19 protein-coding genes and 1 tRNA gene are annotated in these 22,340 nt (G+C 41.2%); 12 read left to right on the top strand and 8 right to left on the bottom strand.

What is annotated here, in order from left to right; translation table 11 throughout:
• The first annotated feature begins 33 nt into the window (after positions 1-33).
• From FQ608_RS09220 to FQ608_RS09235, 4 genes are all read left to right on the top strand, one after another.
• Complete coding sequence (locus FQ608_RS09220; protein WP_158857696.1) at positions 34-321, top strand: ATP-dependent Clp protease adaptor ClpS; 288 nt, start codon at positions 34-36, stop codon at positions 319-321.
• A gap of 11 nt (positions 322-332) precedes the next feature.
• Entirely contained in the window at positions 333-950 is a 618-nt protein-coding gene (recR, locus tag FQ608_RS09225) for a recombination mediator RecR (protein WP_158857698.1), read from the top strand.
• Positions 951-995: 45 nt separating this feature from the next.
• Positions 996-1,072: transfer RNA gene (locus FQ608_RS09230), tRNA-Ala, on the top strand.
• Between the two features lie 458 nt (positions 1,073-1,530).
• Positions 1,531-2,637: a D-2-hydroxyacid dehydrogenase gene (locus tag FQ608_RS09235; RefSeq protein WP_158857700.1), complete on the top strand. Its 1,107-nt coding sequence runs from the start codon at positions 1,531-1,533 to the stop codon at positions 2,635-2,637.
• Between the two features lie 418 nt (positions 2,638-3,055).
• Here the strand turns inward: FQ608_RS09235 and FQ608_RS09240 are convergent, their stop codons facing one another.
• Entirely contained in the window at positions 3,056-3,517 is a 462-nt protein-coding gene (locus FQ608_RS09240) for a hypothetical protein (RefSeq protein WP_158857702.1), read from the bottom strand.
• A gap of 200 nt (positions 3,518-3,717) precedes the next feature.
• On the opposite strand from FQ608_RS09240, the gene FQ608_RS09245 reads away from it, so the two are divergent.
• From FQ608_RS09245 to FQ608_RS09255, 3 genes are all read left to right on the top strand, one after another.
• Positions 3,718-4,629 carry a serine hydrolase gene (locus FQ608_RS09245; RefSeq protein ID WP_158857703.1) on the top strand — a complete coding sequence of 304 codons (912 nt, stop codon included), beginning with the start codon at positions 3,718-3,720 and terminating at the stop codon, positions 4,627-4,629.
• 1,251 nt (positions 4,630-5,880) lie between these two features.
• Positions 5,881-7,059: a PQQ-dependent sugar dehydrogenase gene (locus FQ608_RS09250; RefSeq protein WP_158857705.1), complete on the top strand. Its 1,179-nt coding sequence runs from the start codon at positions 5,881-5,883 to the stop codon at positions 7,057-7,059.
• A gap of 437 nt (positions 7,060-7,496) precedes the next feature.
• Positions 7,497-8,057 carry an acyltransferase gene (locus FQ608_RS09255; protein ID WP_158857706.1) on the top strand — a complete coding sequence of 187 codons (561 nt, stop codon included), beginning with the start codon at positions 7,497-7,499 and terminating at the stop codon, positions 8,055-8,057.
• A 14-nt stretch (positions 8,058-8,071) separates the two neighbouring features.
• On the opposite strand, the gene FQ608_RS28010 is transcribed toward FQ608_RS09255, so the two are convergent.
• The 4 genes from FQ608_RS28010 to FQ608_RS09275 all read right to left on the bottom strand — a co-directional run bounded on the left by FQ608_RS28010 (position 8,072) and on the right by FQ608_RS09275 (position 10,702).
• On the bottom strand, positions 8,072-8,179 hold the full coding sequence (locus tag FQ608_RS28010) for a TraR/DksA C4-type zinc finger protein (protein ID WP_158857708.1): 108 nt from the start codon (positions 8,177-8,179) through the stop codon (positions 8,072-8,074).
• Positions 8,180-8,197: 18 nt separating this feature from the next.
• On the bottom strand, positions 8,198-8,404 hold the full coding sequence (locus FQ608_RS09265) for a hypothetical protein (RefSeq protein ID WP_158857710.1): 207 nt from the start codon (positions 8,402-8,404) through the stop codon (positions 8,198-8,200).
• 140 nt (positions 8,405-8,544) lie between these two features.
• A complete protein-coding gene (locus FQ608_RS09270; RefSeq protein ID WP_158857712.1) occupies positions 8,545-10,119 on the bottom strand; it encodes a SulP family inorganic anion transporter in 1,575 nt (524 codons plus the stop codon).
• 304 nt (positions 10,120-10,423) lie between these two features.
• On the bottom strand, positions 10,424-10,702 hold the full coding sequence (locus FQ608_RS09275; RefSeq protein WP_317168910.1) for an outer membrane beta-barrel protein: 279 nt from the start codon (positions 10,700-10,702) through the stop codon (positions 10,424-10,426).
• A gap of 154 nt (positions 10,703-10,856) precedes the next feature.
• Between FQ608_RS09275 and FQ608_RS09280 the strand changes: the two genes are divergently transcribed.
• A complete protein-coding gene (locus tag FQ608_RS09280; protein WP_158857716.1) occupies positions 10,857-12,524 on the top strand; it encodes a hypothetical protein in 1,668 nt (555 codons plus the stop codon).
• 155 nt (positions 12,525-12,679) lie between these two features.
• On the opposite strand, the gene FQ608_RS09285 is transcribed toward FQ608_RS09280, so the two are convergent.
• From FQ608_RS09285 to FQ608_RS09295, 3 genes are all read right to left on the bottom strand, one after another.
• A complete protein-coding gene (locus FQ608_RS09285) occupies positions 12,680-13,066 on the bottom strand; it encodes a DUF2784 domain-containing protein (RefSeq protein ID WP_158857718.1) in 387 nt (128 codons plus the stop codon).
• Positions 13,067-13,096: 30 nt separating this feature from the next.
• Entirely contained in the window at positions 13,097-13,423 is a 327-nt protein-coding gene (locus FQ608_RS09290) for a four-helix bundle copper-binding protein (protein WP_158857720.1), read from the bottom strand.
• 251 nt (positions 13,424-13,674) lie between these two features.
• Entirely contained in the window at positions 13,675-15,222 is a 1,548-nt protein-coding gene (locus FQ608_RS09295) for an AbgT family transporter (protein ID WP_158857721.1), read from the bottom strand.
• Between the two features lie 370 nt (positions 15,223-15,592).
• On the opposite strand from FQ608_RS09295, the gene FQ608_RS09300 reads away from it, so the two are divergent.
• From FQ608_RS09300 to FQ608_RS09315, 4 genes are all read left to right on the top strand, one after another.
• Entirely contained in the window at positions 15,593-19,096 is a 3,504-nt protein-coding gene (locus tag FQ608_RS09300) for a sulfatase-like hydrolase/transferase (RefSeq protein WP_158857723.1), read from the top strand.
• A 542-nt stretch (positions 19,097-19,638) separates the two neighbouring features.
• Entirely contained in the window at positions 19,639-19,995 is a 357-nt protein-coding gene (locus FQ608_RS09305) for a BlaI/MecI/CopY family transcriptional regulator (protein WP_158857725.1), read from the top strand.
• A gap of 2 nt (positions 19,996-19,997) precedes the next feature.
• Entirely contained in the window at positions 19,998-21,311 is a 1,314-nt protein-coding gene (locus FQ608_RS09310) for a M56 family metallopeptidase (protein ID WP_158857726.1), read from the top strand.
• Positions 21,312-21,435: 124 nt separating this feature from the next.
• On the top strand, positions 21,436-22,305 hold the full coding sequence (locus FQ608_RS09315; protein WP_199856346.1) for an alpha/beta hydrolase: 870 nt from the start codon (positions 21,436-21,438) through the stop codon (positions 22,303-22,305).
• The last annotated feature ends 35 nt before the right edge of the window (positions 22,306-22,340 follow it).

Raw genomic sequence — 22,340 nt, forward strand, 5'->3', positions numbered from 1 at the left:
GTTAAAGTTGTGATTTATTATTAACTTTGCAAAATGAAACCATTAGAACAATTGATAGAGAACGAGGTAGAGGTATTGCTGGAAGATCTAGTCGATCAGGAAGAATACGACTTAGTGGTCTTCAATGATGATTTTAATACCTTCGAACATGTCACAAAAATCCTGATTAAGGTCTGTAACCACACCTCCGAACAAGCCGAGCAGTGTACACTTATCATACATTTCAAAGGGAAATGCTCCGTTAAAAAAGGAAGTGTGTCAAAGCTTAAACCCTTGTGCCAATCCATTTTGGATGCGGGTATTCAAGCGGCCATAGTTTAAAGGTAATTGCTGTGAATTTCCCCTCAAGGCTTATCGAAGAGGCTGTGACCGAAATCAGCCGGCTTCCCGGTATAGGTAAAAAAACGGCTTTAAGACTGTCCCTCCACTTGCTTAAACAGCATGAGTCGGTAGCTTCGTCACTGGCACAGTCCATTATCGACCTTCGCTCCAAAACCTCCTATTGCAAGATATGCCACAATATATCCGATACGGAGGTATGTTCCACCTGCTCCAACCCCAAAAGAGACCGCTCGATAATTTGTGTGGTGGAAGATATTCCTGATGTATTGGCTATAGAAAACACCTCGCAATATCAGGGGCTATACCATGTACTCGGCGGGGTAATTTCCCCCATTCAAGGAAGGGGGCCTGAAGATATCCATATTTCGTCTTTGATGGAGAGGGTCAATACGCCGCTCGACGGGGAGACAGTTAAAGAAATCATATTGGCATTGCCTGCCACCATGGAAGGAGATACCACGTCCTTTTTTATCGGTAGGAAGCTGGAAGCCATCGGAATTAAAGTTAGCACCATCGCAAGGGGGATTCCCGTGGGAGGTGAATTGGAATTTACGGATGAAGTTACCTTGGGCAGAAGCATTCTCACCCGGACAAATTATTCCACCTAATTGTTTGCTGATTTCGATTAGCTACTTATCTTTGCAATCCAATTCGGGGGATTAGCTCAGCTGGCTAGAGTACTACACTGGCAGTGTAGGGGTCATCGGTTCGAATCCGTTATCCTCCACCAAGGCAGATCCAAGGGTCTGCCTTTTTTGTTTAATCTAATTTTTTATAGACTATGTATTACGTCTACATCCTGTATTCCCCGATATCCGGCAGATATTTATCTGATCTACAATGATCTGTAGTAAAAAAATATACACAAAGCTAATGGAATTGAAAGGATTTGCTTAACTTTATCATATATATAAACTAATTGTACTTCATTTTAAGTGCAATTCATCTAACTCGATTTTGTTCCACTAAAATCCTAGTAGTTTGAAACTACACTTCGTTGATTGACGTAGTTTCTCCTCGGAATATCATTTGGTAGTTCATTGGCCTTTATTCAACTACCATAGCAATATTCCTTACAAATAAGTAAGTCTCATTTTCTTTTTGTATTTGTTTCTGTAATTAAACGATGTATTGGATATAGGCTCATTATTTTTTATAAATAAACTTCAAATAAATAACGTAATAAAAATGGCAAACTCTTCCTTTTCCCGCCGCAATTTCCTTACTGCGCTTGCTTCCACCGCTGCTGCCGTTACACTGCCCAATAAAGCCTCGGCTTTCGTTCCCGGCGGTTCTACTAGGGAGAATGATTTAAAAAAGCGAAACCCCCATGCCGGACCTATAAAAATTCTATGTACTCAGAAATTTTCTTCCCAAGAGGTACAACGTATACGTGCGGCAGGGAAGAATATCCATTTGATTATGATAGAGGACGCAAGCGAATTGAAGTTGCACGTTACAAATGCGGAGGTGATTTTGGGTTCAATTGACGGCAGCCTGGTGCCGGCCGCAAAGGGGCTGAAATGGGTGCAAACTATGGGCGCCGGCGTGGAAAACATGTCCAAGGAACTAAAAGAACATCCCTGTACGCTTACCAACATGCAGCGGGTGTACGCCCCAGTCATTGCCGAGACGGCAATTGCCCTCTTACTCAGCCTTACCCGAGGCTTGGCACAAGTGTCCATTCCTGCCCTTGCACAGCGAAAGTGGGTGCAGGCGCCAAGCGATACGCCGTTGGTGGACCTGTACGGCAAGACGATCGGCATAGTGGGCATGGGTGGGATCGGTTCGGAAACGGCCCGCCGCCTGCATTACGGCTTTAATATGCAGGTATTTGGCACAGATGCCAAGCCTTTGCCCAAATCGGAGTTTGTAGCAGAATTGCATGATCCCGGTTGGTTTATGGAAATGGTACCGCAAGTGGATGTGTTGATGAGTGCAGCGCCTTTAACGTCAGAAACAAAAGGCATGTTTAATGCGGCTGTCTTCAGCAAAATGAAACATAGTGCCTACTTTATTAACGTTTCCCGCGGCGGGTTGGTGGATCAGGGTGCATTAGTAACAGCTTTGAAAGAAAAAAGAATACAAGGCGCCGGACTGGACGTAACCACGCCGGAGCCTTTGCCAGCGGATGACCCGCTGTGGAATTGTCCGAATTTAGTCATCACCCCTCACAATTCCGGCCAGGCCCCAGTGCGGCAGGAAAGAGCCGTAGCATTGATTGCTGAAAATGTACGCCGATATTCCAATAACCTGCCGCTGATGAATGTAGTGGATAAGATAAAAGGGTATTAAAAATACCGAAAAGCGAACAGCATATATCAGATACTATTAGAGTTTTTTTCTTGGAGGAATTTACATTTAATAAATCTGGAACGAAGCAGTAGAACTAGAGCGAACGCACAACATGGTAATCCAACTAAACGGGCTAAGGAATATATTTGGGCTTTGGGATTTCTATTGAGCTATTGCTCATTGGTCCTGAAGAATAAAGACCGGTAGGAAGGGTTGGGCCAAGCCCAGTTGTGGTAATTCTATTTCCCGAACATCTGAAATACCTGGGCGTTGAATTGAACTCCTGATAAAACCCGTTTCCTCTTCTTCCTCGTTAAATTTTCTTATATCAGATTTTTTCCCGTACCTCTATATTGCCACTACATCCGATTTTGCACTGACCAGCTAATTGAATTGAGGGATTTAATAGGTTTAAAAATTAATAAACCTCTTCAACCTTCATTTTTTTATCTCTAAAAGTACCCGATTCCCCGGCTTTCAATTCCCATAACGCCTGAATCAAAGGAGAATCTTTCGAAACAAGTTGATAACTTACCCCTTCCAACTCAATTTTTCCCAAAGGTACAGATACCCAGATATATCCCAAGGGGAGTTTCACAAGTGAGCCTTCCTGTACTTTGTCCGCATCACTCATCGATACTGTTTTAAGGAGATGCTGCATTTTTCTATATGACTCAAGTTGCTTGTCTAGCAGTTCCCTACTTTGATTGATGATTTCACGTCCGACCTCATATTTATCCCCTGCCGAATTTTTATCTTCGCCATCAGAAGCTTCTTGCAACTCAAGTAACTGATATTGCACCTCCTTAATATGAGTTACCAAAGTTTCTTGGGCCTTTGTCCAAAGGGAAATTTTTAACGTAGAAGAAGTTTCATTCATGGATACAAAGATTGAATATTTTACTGTGATTTTGCAAAAAAAGGCGATAATTCCGTCAAATTAACCCTTGGCCGATGAATACATTTTAGAAAAATCAGCTGGGTGTTTGACATTCATCAATTAACTTGCCAAAGAAATTACCTCATTCCCAGATAATGTCCCCATTTCATCACAATTTGCTCTGAAAAACCACTGACAACATGAAAATTCTAACATTAATCGGCTGTATTTGCTTTCTGTTGGTAAATTGCAAACCGAATTCATCCTCAAACGGTACTCAACTTGAAGACCTAAAAAATACCATTTTGGGGAATATTTCAGAAATTAAGGGGAATTTTGCTATTGCTTTCCACAATTTGGCTGATACTAGTGAGCAACTTTTGATAAATGAAAAAGAGGTCTTCCATGCCGCAAGTACTATGAAGACCCCAGTAATGATTGAGATTTATAAGCAGGCAGCCGAGGGAAGTTTTGATCTTAGTGACTCCATCCCCATCATCAATGAGTTCAAGAGTATCTATGACGGAAGTCTATATGCTATGGATTTAGGTGTGGACTCCCAAGAGGGACTCTATAACCAAATCGGTCAAAAAACCACAATCTACGAGCTTATGTACCAAATGATCACCAAGAGCAGCAACTTGGCTACAAACATCTTGATTGAAAAGGTAGATGCCAAAAAAGTTACCCAAACCATGCGGGACTTAGGCGCTGCTGATATTGAAGTGCTACGTGGGGTTGAAGACCAGAAAGCCTACGATGCCGATATGAGTAACACAGTCACCGCTTTCGACCTTATGGTCATCCTGGAGGCAATCGCCTCTGGTAAAGCTGTAAACCAAGAAGCATCCTCCCATATGTTGGTAATACTCTCGGATCAATACTTTAATGATCTGATACCTAAATACCTACCGGAAGGTGTAAAAGTTGCCCATAAAACCGGATCCATCACCGGGGTCCAACATGACTCTGCCATTGTGGAGTTAGCAGATGGAAACCGGTATGTCTTGGTGATCCTATCCAAAAATCTGACAGACGTTCCAAAAGGCAAAGAAGCAATCGCCCAGATCAGTAAGTTAATCTATGACTTCGTCACTACTCCTAACCCTTGATTGTCCATTTTTTCTCAAACCTTTACAAAACCACTAACATGAAAAATTTCCTTCAAATTTTACTGGCCGTACTCTCCTCCTGTAAGGTGCAGCGAAACCGACAAGTGATAATTTCTGGCAGAACAGTTGATGATTTTAGTCTCGGATGCGCTCTTTGATTCCATCAGAGGACCTGAAGCGGGAAATGGATAAAATTTTGTCCCAGGTTCATGATACTTATTAATGGGAAACTTTCAGATGACAAGTATGCTTCTTGGAAATTCATTTTAAAATCAACGATGTTAGTTACAATCTGTGCATTACCTTGCGGTTGGATGGCTCTTGAGTGCCTTTAACTATAACACTCTCCAGCAGTACTCTCATCACGCTCATCTTTTATTGTCCCTTTGGTGAAGTTTTTTTGAGTCCAAACAATTAAGGGGTCAGGCATTAGAAGACATAGCAATACCATTATCCTCCAATAGCCTGCAGGTAGATTGGTAATCATAATAAATTATTTAGAGGTTAAAGTATTAGTTAACAAACCAATCAATAATTAACATTACTGAGTTTTTCTTCTATTTCCCCCCGTCCAACCTGTCTTTTTAATTGGCAAATTACAGATTGTTGTAATCTGATTACACTTCATAGTGGTCTATTTTTCAATCACTTATAATACATAAAGTACAACTTAACCTCTGTTATATTTAACTAATTCATACTCGAAATTTTCCTTATAGATCCAAACAAAATATAAAAATAAACTCTGTATAATAGCTTATAGATTTGAACAACCAACTCTATTCGCTTTAATTTTAAATAAAAATTAAGCTAAATCTAAAACTGAATATACAAAAACTATTATTTGGGAATTGTTAGTATCTAATGAGGAATAGAGACAACCTAAAAAGACTCCGCATTATTAATGAAAATACAAACTATCGTATGGATTGTAATGATGTTAAAAATATAAAAAAATATTTAATTCAAACTTACAAGTATAATTTTTATTTTATTTCTAAATAATATTTATGTTATTATAATATGAAGTAATACCACTGATTATAAATGTAGTTGATTATACAACAATATTAGTTATATAAAAACTTACTTATTTCGTATGTATATAGATTATTTTACACTTTGATTGGCCGAATAATATTGGAGTAATAAATTCAACCCCAAGGCTAATTCCGTAAATTTGAAGGATGGCACCTACTTTGCTTTGAAAAAGCATAGGTTTTCTTGTTTATCAGCTCTAATCAATTCACCATGAAGTCCTTCTGTAATCTTTGCGCATTAATCCCCATATTTCTAGCTTCGCTTTCCTCGGGCTGCACCCAAGGAACCGAAAACCCTGAACCGATCATTCCAACTGAAATCAGTATTACCGATGCTTTTCCCGGCCTGACATTTACAAGGCCAGTCGATGTACAGCATGCAGGAGATGAACGTTTTTTTGTAGTAGAACAGCGTGGTGTCATCTCAGTTGTCAGTGGAGATCTCCAAAATCCTGAAAAGGGGGTTTTCCTAGATATTGAGTCCCAAGTTCGGGACCAAGGCAATGAAGAAGGACTTCTAGGTTTAGCCTTTCACCCAGACTTTGAGAACAACGGATATTTTTTCGTCAACTATACCGCCTCCAGTCCGAATCGAACAGTCATATCGCGTTTTCAAGTTTCTGCGTCAAACGCAAACCAGGCCGATTCGGGTAGTGGGCTGGTCCTATTGGAAATTGAACAGCCCTATGGTAATCACAACGGAGGCCAGGTTGTATTTGGACCGGATGGTTACCTATATACTGGAATGGGAGACGGAGGGTCCGGCGGGGACCCCCAAAACAATTCCCAAAACCTCACTAACCTGCTCGGAGCAATCCTTCGGATAGACGTGGACAACCCCAGTAATGGGATGAATTATTCTATCCCTCCCGACAATCCGTTTGTAAATAATAAGGAAGGTTACCGTGAGGAAATCTTTGCTTACGGGTTGCGAAATCCATGGCGGTTTAGTTTTGATGTGGAAAATGGAAATTTGTGGACCGGGGATGTAGGACAGAATCGGTTGGAGGAAATCAACATCATCGAAAATGGCGGGAACTATGGCTGGCGGGTCATGGAAGGGACACAGTGTTTTAATCCAGCTGTAGACTGCGATCGAAGCGGTTTGACTTTGCCCATTTGGGAATATGGACGATCCGCCGGGGACGTTTCAATCACCGGTGGATTTGTCTACCGTGGAGAGAGCATTCCCCAGATACAGGGTCAATATATCTATGGTGATTTTGTCTCGGGGCGTATATGGTCACTGGAAGTCACCGATATGGACGATCCCATTAACACCGAACTTATTCAAGTGCCATTTGGGCTTTCCTCTTTTGGGGTGGATTCAAATAATGAATTGCTTTTATGCGGTTTTGATGGTAAAATTCACCGCCTTATTATAAACTAGAGGATTAAAATTGAGCTTTTAAATACCAAATATAAAACGTATACTCTTCGACAAAAATCAATGGGCGGTTGATGTTTATTTCTTTCCCGCATCGAATACTTATTGCCGCTTCAAGCTCATTTATCAGATATCCTAAATTCTAATAAATTCAAAATCATTAGGTTACACTCAATAACTGTGTTCGTTGTAAACTAATTCCTAACTTTTTATATAATTTATAATTGAATGAACCAAAATTAATACAAATAAAACTAAAGGTATTGTTGTAAATGGCATAGAAAAAAATTAAATTTCATCGATATATCACATTATTTATACTTGGTAGAATATGGAGAATATATATCACTATAAAATAATTGCTGATGTGAAAACATCGAAATTTACGGTAGTAAAATAGAAATAGACTAACACATAGATTTTTACATAAAAAACTCGTCATGTCACTAAGAAAACTTTCTGCCCTTTTCAACGCCCTTTACAATGAATACATCATACGTACTAAAGGCAACGAGTTCTATGCAAAAAAAAGAGGAGTCAAAATTGGACAAAACTGCTCCATTTACACGAAGCATTTTGGGAACGAGCCATTTTTAATAGAAATTGGGAATAATGTAACCTTGGCTGACGACGTGAAATTGATAACCCATGACGGCAGCGGCTCGCTCTTTGGCAGGGAATACCGGTTTAGAAGGATAGAGATCGGAAATAACGTATTTGTAGGAATGAATTCTCTTATTTTGCTTGGGGTGAAAATTGGAGACAATGTCATAGTTGGTGCGGGTTCGGTATTAACCAAGTCCGTGCCTCCTAACTCAGTCGTGGCTGGAAATCCTGCCAGAATAATTTCCACGTATGAACGATTTGTCGAAAAATCCAGGGATAAGTTTCCACATTGCGATGATTTCGCTGAAGGAAGTTTTGAGGAAAGAATTGGAAGTGTCCTAGATTCGGAGATGAGACCGGAATTGGAGTTCGAACACAACTATTCTACTAAATGAAAAAAATAATCAAATTAGGATGCGCATTGTATACAATGGTTACTTTCAAGTACAAATAATAACCGATTTATATTGATTTCGTTGCCGCATCGGATACATTTTCCAAAATCAGCCGTACCCACTTTTGAAAGCCAATTATTCTAGGCTTTTATTTTGGTTTCCTTTTTTTTCAATTGAGCTTCACCAATGGATTTTTTGTTAATATAGTCCATCCGGCTTACCCGACCAATAGCGCTATCCAGCCCCATTGGTCGGGTCTGCTCTTTACGATTGACCAGTTCCTGCTCTAGTTGCAGGGTCTTTCCTACAATTACGGATTTGATCTGCTCTTCAGTATTTGAATCCATGACTTTAGTTGTAGAAAAATAAAGATAAGCTATCAGGTTCAATAACAAACTGCCCGTTCTCTTGATTCCCTCATTGTGGTGCCAAGCTGCTGAAGTAGATTCAATTCTTAGAAATGTCCTCTCTCATTAACAGAACCAAATCAGCCCTTCCAGAAAGTCTTTGTTTTATTTCTATTTTCAAGCCCAATCAACTCAACCTCTATATTCTTATAATCAGCGGTATACTTAAAATCCTCAATGATATCGAAGATATCCGGATGAATAAACACTGATTTGGAAGCGTCAATAACCACATGATGATTTTCTGGAATGTGGTCCAGAAACAACATGATGTCTGCTTTGTTAAGGAAAGTGACCTCTTCAGCAAGTTTGATGATTGTCTTTTCCGTCCCCTCTTTGGTGATTTTATTATAGAGATACGCATTTTTATAGTTATCCCTCAAAATAAAAAACACAGCTACTGTGCCACCTACAATGATGCCTGTAATCAGGTCAGTGAACATCACGACAAGGATTGTAATAATGAATGGCAAGAACTGCTTTTTACCTTGCTTGAATACTCCAGCGTAAACAGGATAGCTGGTCAATTTATATCCAACCACAAATAATACGGCGGATAATGCTGCCAATGGAATCATGTTTAGGAGAAAAGGGATGAAAGCCACACATACTAACATTAAAATGCCATGTGTTATCGTAGACGTTTTTGTTCTACCTCCGGAATTAACGTTTGCTGAGGTCCGAACAATTACTGCAGTTATTGGTAAGCCGCCTACTAATCCGGCTACGATGTTACCAATTCCTTGAGCCTTCAGTTCTGTGTTGGTGGATGTCTTCCTTTTATATGGATCTAGTTTATCCCCGGCCTCGGTGCTTAGCAGGGACTCCAAACTGGCGATAAAGGTTATGCTCAATGCTATAGAAAAAATTTGTGGGTTGGTGATTTGGGAGAAATCCGGAAAAGTGAAAAACCCAAAAAAGCTGGAAATATCGTTTGCCACCGGAAGAGTCACCAAATGCCCCGGTCCTAATGCCAAATCCGGAAAATTCATCTTATAAACCTGATTGATCAAGATACTTACAATCACAGCTGCCAATGCTGAGGGGAAAAATTTGAAAAAGCCGTATTTCTTTAATGCCGGGCGATCCCAGACGATGATAATAATTAATGAAACCAATGTAATAATTGTTGCTCCCCATCCAATATTTTGAAATACATAAATTATTTCAGAAAACGTATTACGTCCATCATTTTGCCCAAAAGACTCGATACCTTCAAATACTTGATCAATTCCAAATGCATGGGGGATTTGCTTCAGGATCAACACCAATCCTATTGATGCCAAAATACCTTTTATCATGGCATTGGGAAAGAAGTAAGCCACTGTACCGGCCTTTAAATACCCAAGGCCAATTTGAAACACACCCGCCAAAATTACCGCCAACAGAACAGCCTGATAACTACCCATGGTTTGAATAGCTGTGTACACTACCAATGCCACACTTGCGGCAGGGCCACTCACATTTATATTGGAATTGCTTAAAAAACCCACTACAATGCCTCCAATAATTCCAGAAATAATTCCAGTAAACAATGGAGCCCCTGAGGCCAAGGAAATCCCCAGGCATAGTGGAAGTGCTATAAGGAAAACAACTAGACCTGCGGAAAGATCTGTCTTAAAATGCTTACGTTTAGATGCGGTATCGACTTTCATAGGGTAAATAAGAGTAATGCCATAGGATGGCAGCAAAGAAATAGGAAACTGAATTTTTCAATTCGTAAAAAAATACAAATATCAATCAAGCTAGCGCTAGACATACATTTGGCAATAAAAATCAAACTGACTTCACATAGATCGTATTTTTCAATTTTTTGCCAAAATTACAAAAGTTCTATTTGTTTAAAAGAAAAAATTCAATTTAATGAAACTATTTGTTTACTTCCTGCAATTTTTGATTTTCAAAACATCATTAAAAGGATCATCATTATATCGAACTGACTGCTTTTCCACTTTTCCTTTAAATACACCAAATCGAATATGTCTGGGATATCGTCCCAATACGGGCTTCCTGATTAAAGAACCGCATTTGGGAGATTTCGATATCGTCTGTCTGAATTCTGAAAACGCTGATATTGAGTATATCGCTACCGTTAAGACTAACCGTAGCTCTTATGTTTGTAAAATCCTTTCTAATGCCAAGGTTTACCACATAAATCGGATCTATTTCTCCCTGAGTAAATGCAATTGGCTCGCGATAATATGCCATAAGTTGCACATTATATAAATCGGGGATCACCCAATAGGTCAACCGTCCAGGTAAAATTTGATATCTTATCAGTCAGGATATGCACTTAAAAAAATTACATTTTATTTTTTTATACTAGGTTTTTTGCTTTTCATTGTATTAAATTTGTTTTTCAAAATATTTACACTGTTCAAATTTTACTATAATGAAAATAATTTTATCTTTTTTAGGAATAGTACTATTTAATCACTTCCTATATGCGCAATCTGTCTCACAGGAATTACTTCCCATCTGGGGAGAAGAAAGGAGAAATTTCGGGAAAAACTCCCCCCATTTATACTTGATAAAAGAAAAAGATGCGTATTATTCTATCTCAGAATCAGGCAATTATCGATCAAAAAAACACAAGTCCAGCTCCTTGTTGGTTAAATTTGATCAGGAATTAAATATAATAAAAGAGCTGAATCTCCAGGAAATTTGTTCCTTTGAATTCATTTATTTTAAACATATTTTATCTTTTAGAGAAAAACTCTATATGATTTTTGAGTCTATTAATTCAGATTCAAATGAAGCTGGGATTTTTGCCCAAGAATTAAATCCCGAGGAGTTAACCCTAATTGGATATCCTGTAAAAATAACAGACATTTCGGTAGATGGGATAATAAGCAAAGCTGTGCCCTCCTCTCCCAATCAAGATGCATTTACCTTTCAATTTTCGCCGGATAAAACAAAACTTCTAATTATTCATCAACTCATCGATTCACAAGGCGTCAACCAAGGGTACAACTTTCTTTTGGTAAATGAAAACTTTGAAAATTTAGGAGGCTTTGATTTTCCAATTACAATGCTTCAGCATGAGCAGGGCATCTATTTGCCTCAGGTAGAGAACTCCGGAAACTTCCACTTTTTGGCCGGGCCTCAGCAGATCGGCGAAAAGGGAAAATCAACGGGCATCAAGGCCCCATATCTACTCACTAGTTACACCTTGAAGACAAATACTACGGCGATCACATCCCTAGATCTTGAAGGAGAAATGCTGTCCAAAATAGGATTGGCCGTAGACCCATCTGGAACTATCCTGATCGGTGGCTTTTATACTGCCGATCAGGTCGTTGAAAACACATCGGGTCTATTCTTTTTAAACATAAATTCCACGGACCATAGGGTCATCTCCCGCAAAACAATCCCTTTTAACCAAATAAACACCGCAGCTTCCAACCTACAAGTAAATGGGGAATCCAACAAAATTTCAGACCTTTTAGGGGGGAATCCCCCACTTCATGTTAAGGACCTTTTGATTACTGAAGACGGAAACCTTATGTTGGTAGGAGAAACCTTTGAACAAAAGACTTCTATGCTCAACGCTAACAGACCAATGTCCAACAGGACACAAGCAGTTTTTGGTAATATCCTGGCCGTTGGTCTATCTCCCCATGGCCATATCCGCTGGAACCACGTGGTAAGCAAAAACCAACTCGTGGGGGAAAAAGACTTTGATTTGGCATCCTTTTCCATGTGGCAAGCTGAAAACAATCTCTATTTGCTTTTTAATGATAATAAGAAAAACACGGATCCATTGAGTTTATCTAAAATTCACCCCTTCCATACCCTCATGAAAAAAAAGGACCATTCGTTATCCCTAGTATCTATCGCTAGTTCAGGCAACCCTCAGAAATCACAAATCGATCTTTATACTAAAATTGGTAAATCCGCCAAAAAGCTACTATCTGTTTCATTGAAAGAAAATAAAATGATCGTACTGGATAAAAAGAAGAATTCTATCCGGATAGTCCGCTTAGAACCACGTCCTACTCCCCCTATACAACTGGAGAATGCTACGCTGGCAAGCGATACTTTAAAAAGGCAAAGATAAAATCCCCCTATGGTTGGCCGCAATACACACCTTATGTTTAATTTAATGATTGCGAATTGATTTGACCGATAAATTAACCCAGAAAAAAATAAGGATGTTGTGACGGGGAAAATGATTTGGATTTGTGTTGAGACACCGTATTAACATTTCAAAGGCTACCTTTCCTGAGTATTTGTGAAAAAATTAACCTTGACTGATATGGCCAATGCTAAAACAGCAAAGCCCACAGTAAATCCATCAACCAAATCGGCCTTCAGAGAAAGACCCAATAATCTCTCCAGCAAATAACTGATATAAGAGGCGGGGAGATCCGTTTCCCCCCGCTGTAATAATATATCCCAATGCCAGTCAGTAAGCGGGCAATATCCCAATCCGTACCAAATCCCCAAAATGCCCCAGGAAGCAAATGTCAGCAGGATACAGGCGAGGTGCCATTTACGAAGCGGCCTCCATATCCATCCCGTCAAATTAAACAAAATAAGTCCAGTGTGGAAGAAAAGGAAAAAATAATCAGCAATTATAAGATACATTTCTTCGCCCATTCTAAGACTTGTTTGGTATTAAGATGTCAATTAGCCCGCATTTAAATAATTTCTACAGGCCTCCGCACAAGCACGGCAATTTCTGGCGCAAAGCTGGCAATGTTCGTGGTTGTGTTTTTCGCACTCGTCAGCGCAATTTTCGCAAACAGTGATACAATATTCAAGTAAAGGGGCGTAATTGGCATTGGTAACGGACAAAACCGACGCGGTGGCCCCACAAATGGTAGCACAAACGGTATCTGTACGGATACAATCTATCATATGTGACACTTTGGGCTCTCCAAGGCAAGCATTGGCACAGTATTCACAGGTGTCTTGACATTCATTTAAGACACGAATCAATTGTTGAGTATTCATCTTCATAGTGTTTGGTTGCCCGAAAAATGAGCAAACAATATGCCATGTTATTGATCTTCAACTTAATCAGTAAAACGGAAACGATTTCTAGTAGGTCTCCCATGCTATTTTTGCGATTTCCCCGATTACATCCTCAGCCTCATCCGAGTTTTCAAACCCCTCAACAAACACTGTTAAAATCAACGGCTTTTCTCCCAACATTAAATGGTAAGCATGCAGAGGTGGTTCAATCCTTTCGGGAATCACTGGTATTATGGGGTAACGTATTCGTAGGTCGATTGCAAGCCCAGAGGAATACCCAGCGTCCAATAAACCAACAGGAAAATGGTCCAGCTTACCAATAGGACTACCGTAAAAGGAAGCATAATTGAAACCAATGTTCCAATGCCAGTCGCCTTCACATAGCGTTGACAAAATATGACAACTAACGGGAAATAAGGGAGTAATGGGGTTATTATATTGGAAACCGAATCCCCTACCCGGTAGGCAGCTTGCGTTAGGTCGGGAGAAATTCCCAGCTGCATCAGCATCGGTACGAAAATAGGACTAATCAGAGCCCACTTGGCCGAAGCGGACCCCACCAGAAGATTCACAAACGCACTTAAAACGATGATTCCAACAATAGTCACCTGCCCAGGCAACTGCAGGCTTTGCAGAAAATTCGCTCCCTTGAGAGCTGTCAAAGCCCCTATATTTGATTTAGAAAATGCATCGATAAACAAGGCACAGAAAAATGCCATGACAATGTACTGGGACATACTTCCCATTGCGTTGGACATGCCGGTTACCACATCTTTCAATGCATTATATTTTCCGGACACAAATCCAAAAATTACTCCCGGTAGCCAGAATATCAGAAATATCAGCGGTACGATTGATTTCATCAGCGGAGCGGCAAAAGAGGTCAGGTTCCCGTCCGCATCCCTTAGGGAGGACGCTTGAGGATATGCCCAGAAAAAAAGCAACACCAGCGATATGACCATCATAAAGCTGGCTATCCAAAAGCTTTTTTTCTCCCCTTCACTTAGGACATCCATTTTGGGAGCATCTTCTATGGTATCGTCCAAGGGGAGGGTCCTTTTTAGGCGAGGCTCTACGACTTTGTCTGTGAGGTACCATACAACCCCGATTACAAGTATGCTTGACAGTCCCGTAAAAAAGATGTTGTTCAGCGGGTTTAATTCAATAGTAGGATCTATAATCTGAGCGGCAGATTGGGTAAAGCTTTGCAGTAATGGATCAATGGCGGAAGGGATAAAGTTGGCACTAAAACCACCGGATACTCCCGCAAAGGTAGCGGCAATTCCAGCCAACGGATGTCTGCCGGCAGCATAAAATATTACTCCTCCCAAAGGAATCACCAACACGTAACCCGCATCAGCGGCGGTATGGCTGACGATTGCTACCAATGTTAAAATGGGAGTAAGTAGTGATTGCGGTGTAAATCCCAACAGGTATTTGAGTCCTGCATTGATATATCCAGAGTGTTCGGCTACTCCAACCCCCAACATGGCCAATAGAACCACCCCCAGAGGAGGGAAATTAATAAAAACCTGAATCATATTGGCCAAGAAAGCTGCCAATTGTGTTCCCGTGAGCAAATTTTGAACATAGAGTTTGTCCCCGGTTCGGGGATCCAGCTCGCCGAAATCTATCGGTGCTAAAATGGCCGAAAGCACCCAAGTAATCAACATTAAAATAAGAAACAGCATGGCAGGATCGGGAAGTTTGTTCCCCACCCTTTCAATGGTATTTAAAAATCTATCCACCAAAGATGGTTTGGGTGACTGGCTTTCCATGTGGTCGCTTTTTGGAGAATTCCAAAAATAGGTAGCTATCTGATAAATACACGTTTTATTTGCTATTTTTTTACAGAAGGGTTTCCGTTAGTTTCACTGTGAAACCAACTCGTTGGATTTTCCGCTGTTTCGGCATTTGAAATGCCGAACTTCAGATAAAAAGGGACTGCAACCCTACTGACATAAACCGAATTGATCCATTAACCTATCCACCCATTAACCATTTCATAGTAGAATGATCAGATTCTAAATCGACAACAAAAATATCCATCTTCTATTAGAGCCTTGACAGAATAATTGGTATTTTAGTCGACAGAAAAGATAATGGACTGTAGAGCCAAAAAAACTACCCATAAAAAATAACCAATTCATGCTTAAAATAATTAATACTCTTTTGGTGCTGCTGGCTTTAACCCAGTTTTATAGCCACGCCCAATCAACCAACAAACCGAACGAAAAACCCAATATAATCTTTATCCTAACCGATGACCAACGCTGGGATGCATTGGGACATGCGGGGAACGACCTGATCCATACGCCTGAAATGGATCGCTTGGCGAGGGAAGGTGCCTATTTCAAAAATGCGCTTGTTACCACCCCCATCTGCGCAGCCAGTCGGGCCACCATTTTCACGGGTCTCTATGAGCGAACCCATGCCTATACCTTTCAGACAGGGCCTATTAGAAATGAGTACATGGATGCCGCCTACCCCAAACTTTTGAAAGAAGCCGGCTACCGCGTAGGGTTTTATGGGAAATTTGGCGTAAACCACAAGGATTTGGCCGGACAATTTGATGAATACGACTCCTATGACCGAAATGGCCAGTTTAAAGACCATCGCGGATATTTTTATAAAACCATAGACGGCGACACAGTACATTTGACCCGTTATACCGGGCATCAGGCGTTGGAGTTTATCGACAAAGCAAAATCAGATGAGCCCTTTTGTCTTTCTCTGTCCTTCAGCGCCCCCCACGCACACGACCCGGCCGAATTGCAATATTATTGGCAAAAGGAAGTAGACCCATTACTGCAGGGTGTGACGGTCCCCGGTCCGGACCTTGCGGAGGACAAATACTTTGAGGCCCAGCCGGAGTTTGTGAAGTCGGGATTTAACCGACTCCGCTGGACATGGCGCTATGATACGCCGGAGAAGTACCAACACAGCATAAAAGGGTATTACCGGATGATCTCAGGTATAGACTTGGAGATTGCTAAAATCAGGCAGCAACTCAAAGCGAAAGGCATGGACAAGAATACCGTTATTATTTTAATGGGAGACAATGGGTATTTTACGGGTGAGCGGCAACTGGCGGGCAAATGGTTGCTTTACGACAATTCCATCCGTGTGCCTTTAATCGTCTATGATCCCCGTGTGAATCAACCCATAACTTCTGAGGAAATAGCGGCAAACGTGGATGTCCCTGCCACCATTTTGGACTTGGCTGCTATCAAGATCCCGGAATCTTACCAAGGAAAGAGCCTAGTACCCGTGATAAAGGGAGAGAAACTTAATCGGGATACCGTCCTGATTGAACATTTGTGGGATTTCGAAAACATCCCTCCCAGTGAGGGGCTGCGAACCGCTGAATGGAAATATTTCCGCTATGTAAATGACAAGTCAGTGGAAGAAATGTACCACCTTACCGATGATCCCAAGGAAATCAACAATTTGGTAAATGATCCTACCCACGCTGCCCGATTGAAAAAGTTCCGCAAAAAGCTGAATACACTCACGGCTGAATTGGCCGATGAAAGTACGGCAGCTCCTACTAACATGCATGTGGAAATGATCCGAAACCCTTCTGGGTTGACCATCAAAAACTCCAAACCCGAATTTGGCTGGCAGGTGCCCGGTGGTTTGGAGTTTCAGTCAGCCTATCAGGTTTTGGTTAGCAGTTCTCAGGAGAAGAGTGACCAAAACCTGGGAGATGTATGGGATAGCGGCAAGGTTCAGGGATCCAATTCGGTCAACATAACCTATAAAGGCTCGGATTTGGAAAAATACAAGACCTATTTCTGGAAGGTAAGGATCTGGGATGGTGACAACCGGACAGGCCGCTACGCCGAAAATCAAGCTTTTAAGATAGGCGACACGGATGGATACTTAACCACAGCCAACCATTTCCAGCAGGAAAACATCTTCTCTCAAACCCTTGAAAAAGTAGCTGAAAATACTTGGATCGCAGATTTTGGCAAAGCCGCATTTGCGAATTTAGCACTTACCTACCAGGCTGATCAAGCTGAAAAAATGACCATAAGGCTGGGAGAACAACTAGAAGAAGGCAGGATAAACCGCTTCCCCGAAGGACATATCCGCTTTCAGGAAATAGAAGTAGCAGTCAGCCCGGAAAAGGATCACTATGTGTTGCAGTTGCCCGCAGATAAACGGAACACCGGACCCGCGGCAGTAGCTTTGCCTGATTCATTTCCGGTATTGCTGCCTTTCCGCTATGCGGAAATAGAGGCTAAAAAGCAACCGGAAATAGTCTCACAGCAGGCATTTTTCGGTTATTTTGAAGCAGATCAAAGCCATTTCAGCAGCTCCGATACCATCCTAAATCAGGTGTGGGATATTTGCAAGTATACCATGAAAGCCACCTCCTTTACAGGCATCTATGTGGATGGGGACCGGGAACGTATTCCCTATGAAGGCGATGCGTATATCAATCAACTTAGTCACTATGCCGTAGACTGGGAATACCCAATCGCACGAAGGAGCATTGAGTATTTTATGGAATACCCTACCTGGCCGACCGAGTGGCAGCTTCATGTGGCACTGATGTTTTATGAGGATTACCTGTATACAGGCAATACGGAATTGATCGAAAAATATTACGATGATCTCAAACATAAAACCCTGGTGGAATTGGCCCGGGAGGACGGGCTAATCAGTTCGGCCAAAGCCACACCTGAGTTTATGAAAAAATTAGGTTTCAAAGACCCGTCGGTCAAACTAACCGATATAGTAGATTGGCCTCCTGCGCAAAAAGACACCGGATGGAAACTGGCTACCGCCGAGGGGGAGCGGGATGGTTTTGTATTTACACCCATCAATACCGTGATCAACGCACTTTACTACCGTAACTTGGAAATCATGGGGGAATTTGCTGCTCTTCTGGGGAAATCAGATGAGGCCTTGGAATATGAACTAATGGCGATAAAAGTGAAAAAGGCAATCGCTGAAAAACTAATGGATCCTGAAAAAGGGATTTATCTAGACGGAGAGGGTGCCGGACATTCCTCCCTGCACGCCAACATGATGCCGCTTGCTTTCAATTTGGTGCCGGAAGAAAATATTCCCGCAGTCGTGGAATTCATTAAATCAAGGGGCATGGCCTGCAGTGTGTATGGATCGCAGTTTCTGATGGACGGCCTATACAATGCAGGAGAAGCGGATTATGGCTTGGAGCTAATGACGGCTACACATGACCGAAGCTGGTGGAATATGATCGCCATCGGATCCACTATGACCTTGGAAGCTTGGGATATGAAATACAAACCCAATTCCGACTGGAATCATGCATGGGGTGCCGTGCCGGGGAATATCGTAGCCCGGAAAATGTGGGGAATTGTCCCAAAAATACCCGGAGCGGGGTTGCTGCAAATCAAACCGCAATTGAGCACGCTGACAGAAACGGCAATTACAGTTCCTTTTATCACAGGAAAAGTTCATGCAACGTACAAGAAGGTAAATAACCGCCTACAGCGCTATGAATTTGAATTACCCGCCAATGTTTCTGCAGAACTGTTTCTGACATTCGGTCCAAACGATGCTGTCTCCTTAAACGGAGAAAAAGTCAACACCCAGTTTGGTTCTATCCGCCTTTCACCTGGGAAGAATGAGATTGAATTACAGGTCAATTCTTTTTAAAGCCTGAAAAACTCCGGTTAATTTCATTCGAAAGATTTTTTGGATACTTATTTTCTAAAAAAACTCTGTGCTCTATGTGGTCTTTTTTTAACCACATAGTTCACATAGAGATTTTTGATACCCTTAGCGACCTCTGCGGTAAAAATTAAAACCACATACGAGATACGGAGAATTTTCTAAAATAAACTTTGTGCTCTTTGTGCCTTCTTTGTGTCCTTCGTGGTCTTTTTGGGTAGAAATGGAATTGAGCAAATGACCGACGGCGGCGCGTTTTCTCTTTGCAAAATCGATGCATATTTATAGAGTATAGTACATCGATTTCGATTATTGAGGAAGTGCCTAATTCAATCGATTATAATCTGGTGACACTTTAAAAGGAAGTCAATTTTTTTTCCCAAAACCTCTTGGATAACAACTACTTTAATGAAAAAAATGGACTGACCATTAAAAATCAATACTAAAATTTTAATTAAATCACCTGATAAATCAGTTGGTAAACTGATTTATACGTTGTATATTTGATTGTCTAAGAAATCGTGAAAATGGAAAAACTTACAAAAAAGGAAGAAGAGGTAATGCAAATTCTCTGGAAGCTTGAAAAAGGCTTTGTAAAGGACATTATAGCCGTATTTCCTGACCCAAAACCTCCCTACAATACCGTATCATCGTTGGTGAGGATCCTGCAGGAAAAAGGGATTGTTGGATTCAAACAATATGGAAACACGTATGAATATTTCCCGCTGCTTTCCAAAGAGGATTACAGAAAAGACTTTATAAAGGAAATCATCAATGATTACTTTGACAACTCCTTTTCCAAAGCGGTCGCTTCCTTTATCGAGGACGAGAAACTAGATAAAAAAGAAGTCGAAGAGATTCTGAAACTTATAAATTCCAAATGATCATGGAACAGTTGCCATATTACCTCATCAAGGTGTCCATTGCCACGGCAGTTTTCTATGGCACCTATTATTGGTTGTTTCGGACGAGAAAGCAATTTGTTTTTAACCGCATCTACCTGGCGGGATCATTTTTGGCTGCCTTTATCATTCCGCTGATCACTTTCTCTACAACCTCCCAACTAAGCAAGGCAACTAATTTTCTTACTGGAGACCTCGATGCTGATGTAATTGTATCGGCAACCACAGGAATAGAACTAGATTCATCCATTGGAATTACGACCATTCTATTATGCCTCTATGGTTGTGGTGTATTCTTTTTACTAGTCGAGTTGATCTATGGATATATAGCCGCAGTGGGAATACGGAAAAGTTGTACCGAACAGTTTATCGGTGACATGCAAGTTTTGGTATCTGAGGAAAATAACCGGGCGTTCACATTCCTTGACAAAATCATCATTGGCAAAAACCTACTCGACAATCCGTCAATGGAAATGGTTTTAAATCATGAGGCGGTGCATTCCCGTGAGCGGCATTTTTTCGACATTCTCCTTGCCGAACTATTTTTGGCATTTCAATGGTTCAATCCATTTGCTTGGTTACATGTCGAGGCCATAAGAAATAACCTTGAATTCCGTGCTGATGATGTGGTCATTCAGGCCTCGGACAAAAAAAAATACCAGTTGACCATGTTGGGGATGTCCCTTAACAGTATTGACTCCACGTTATACACAGCTCTTAATTCAAGTAACCTAAAAAAAAGAATTGTCATGATGAACTCAAATAATAAAAACCAGTTTTCTTTGCTGACCAGATTGGCCATTATACCCGTATTTGCACTTCTTATCGCATGTCTTTCCACACAAAAACCAGCACAAATAAGTGATAACGTCTCTAATGGTGAGCAACTAACCCAGCTATCTACTGGCTTGCAGGAAAACCCTTCCCAGCCTGTAAATTCCATTGAAGAGATAAGTAAGCATTTTCAAAAAAACTTAAAATATCCACTAGAAGCAAGATCCGCTCATCTAATAGGAACTGTGAGGATTTATGCTAGGGTCAACCCTGATGGCAGCATCCAGGAAGTCCTTGATGTAAAGCCTAAAGAGGAATTTTTGGAATTTGATGAAGTCGTAATTATTGCATACTTAAATGAGGAAGGAAAAAAACTCAGAAAAACAAAGTCCTATCGCCATGAAAGCCTTCTAGCGGAGGGAAGAAGGGTGGTAGAAATGCTTCCAAAATTGGAAATTCCCGAGTTCCAGGGTAATCTAATTCAGTTCAATTTTAAATATGATTTGCGACAAGCAATTAGGTAAGTTCACTTTCAATTCCATATGTTGATTTTTTTTCGTTGACTAGCCGAAAAATCCACTATTTATATTCGGAAAATTGCATATTTGTCAAGCCGGAATAGATATCTTATCGGCGATATTATGACGGATGATGAAATTACAACTGATATTCATACTGCTATTTTCTTTTACTACTATGGCTCTTGCCCAAACCAGAGATACCCTATACCTCTGGACCGGAAAAGTCCCCGGTGAGTCGCTTCCAAAGTCAAATCCGGTTCAGACGGATAATACTAGCGGCAATGTCACCCGGCTTACCGATGTGACGAATCCAGCCCTAGTCGTTTTTAAGCCACAGACAGCTTTGAGCAACAATACAGCAGTTATTGTCTGCCCGGGAGGAGGCTATAATATCCTTGCGATTGACAAAGAAGGGTATGAGATTGCCGAATGGCTCAACAACTTGGGGTATACCGCCTTTGTCCTGCAATACCGGGTTCCCCAAAAACAGGCGGAGGCACTTTACGACATACAGCGGTCCATACGTCTGGTAAGGACCAACGCATCAATATGGGGTGTAGAAAAACTCGGTGTGTTGGGCTTCTCAGCCGGAGGAAGCTTGAGTGCCAGGGCAGCGACCAGATTTAACGAAGATACCTATCCCAAATCAGACCAAATAGACCAAGCTTCTAGTCGCCCGGATTTTGGGTTGTTGATCTATCCGGCCTACCTAGACAACGGGGAAAACAGAACCTTGACTCCAGAACTTTCCATTAGTGAAGACACTCCTCCCCTATTTATATTTGGCACTGCGGACGATACTTATGGCAATAGCGGCCTGGTGATGGCGGGGGCACTCAGAGATCACAAAATTCCGGTGGAGTTGCATCTACTTCCCGAAGGGGGACATGGTTATGGCCTTAGACCTGGAAATATCGCAGCGGAAACCTGGCCGGACTTGGCGGAAAAGTGGCTGGAGACGGTAACAAAAAATCTTACCGCCGAGAGTAGAAAATAATCAAAATTAAGCCCTATTTTGTGTATTCAAATAGG

Origin of the sequence: Lunatibacter salilacus, assembly GCF_009797935.1 — a bacterium.
GTDB lineage: Bacteria > Bacteroidota > Bacteroidia > Cytophagales > Cyclobacteriaceae > Lunatibacter > Lunatibacter salilacus.

Excerpts from the sequence above, each read along its gene's own strand:
- FQ608_RS09265 (WP_158857710.1), bottom strand. The coding sequence starts at position 8,404 with ATGGATTCAAATACTGAAGAGCAGATCAAATCCGTAATTGTAGGAAAG.
- FQ608_RS09315 (WP_199856346.1), top strand. The coding sequence starts at position 21,436 with ATGATGAAATTACAACTGATATTCATACTGCTATTTTCTTTTACTACT.
- FQ608_RS09290 (WP_158857720.1), bottom strand. The coding sequence starts at position 13,423 with ATGAATACTCAACAATTGATTCGTGTCTTAAATGAATGTCAAGACACC.
- FQ608_RS09220 (WP_158857696.1), top strand. The coding sequence starts at position 34 with ATGAAACCATTAGAACAATTGATAGAGAACGAGGTAGAGGTATTGCTG.
- FQ608_RS09310 (WP_158857726.1), top strand. The coding sequence starts at position 19,998 with ATGGAACAGTTGCCATATTACCTCATCAAGGTGTCCATTGCCACGGCA.
- FQ608_RS09300 (WP_158857723.1), top strand. The coding sequence starts at position 15,593 with ATGCTTAAAATAATTAATACTCTTTTGGTGCTGCTGGCTTTAACCCAG.
- FQ608_RS09280 (WP_158857716.1), top strand. The coding sequence starts at position 10,857 with ATGAAAATAATTTTATCTTTTTTAGGAATAGTACTATTTAATCACTTC.
- FQ608_RS09240 (WP_158857702.1), bottom strand. The coding sequence starts at position 3,517 with ATGAATGAAACTTCTTCTACGTTAAAAATTTCCCTTTGGACAAAGGCC.
- FQ608_RS09245 (WP_158857703.1), top strand. The coding sequence starts at position 3,718 with ATGAAAATTCTAACATTAATCGGCTGTATTTGCTTTCTGTTGGTAAAT.
- FQ608_RS09285 (WP_158857718.1), bottom strand. The coding sequence starts at position 13,066 with ATGGGCGAAGAAATGTATCTTATAATTGCTGATTATTTTTTCCTTTTC.
- FQ608_RS09270 (WP_158857712.1), bottom strand. The coding sequence starts at position 10,119 with ATGAAAGTCGATACCGCATCTAAACGTAAGCATTTTAAGACAGATCTT.
- FQ608_RS09295 (WP_158857721.1), bottom strand. The coding sequence starts at position 15,222 with ATGGAAAGCCAGTCACCCAAACCATCTTTGGTGGATAGATTTTTAAAT.
- FQ608_RS09250 (WP_158857705.1), top strand. The coding sequence starts at position 5,881 with ATGAAGTCCTTCTGTAATCTTTGCGCATTAATCCCCATATTTCTAGCT.
- FQ608_RS09235 (WP_158857700.1), top strand. The coding sequence starts at position 1,531 with ATGGCAAACTCTTCCTTTTCCCGCCGCAATTTCCTTACTGCGCTTGCT.
- FQ608_RS09305 (WP_158857725.1), top strand. The coding sequence starts at position 19,639 with ATGGAAAAACTTACAAAAAAGGAAGAAGAGGTAATGCAAATTCTCTGG.
- FQ608_RS09255 (WP_158857706.1), top strand. The coding sequence starts at position 7,497 with ATGTCACTAAGAAAACTTTCTGCCCTTTTCAACGCCCTTTACAATGAA.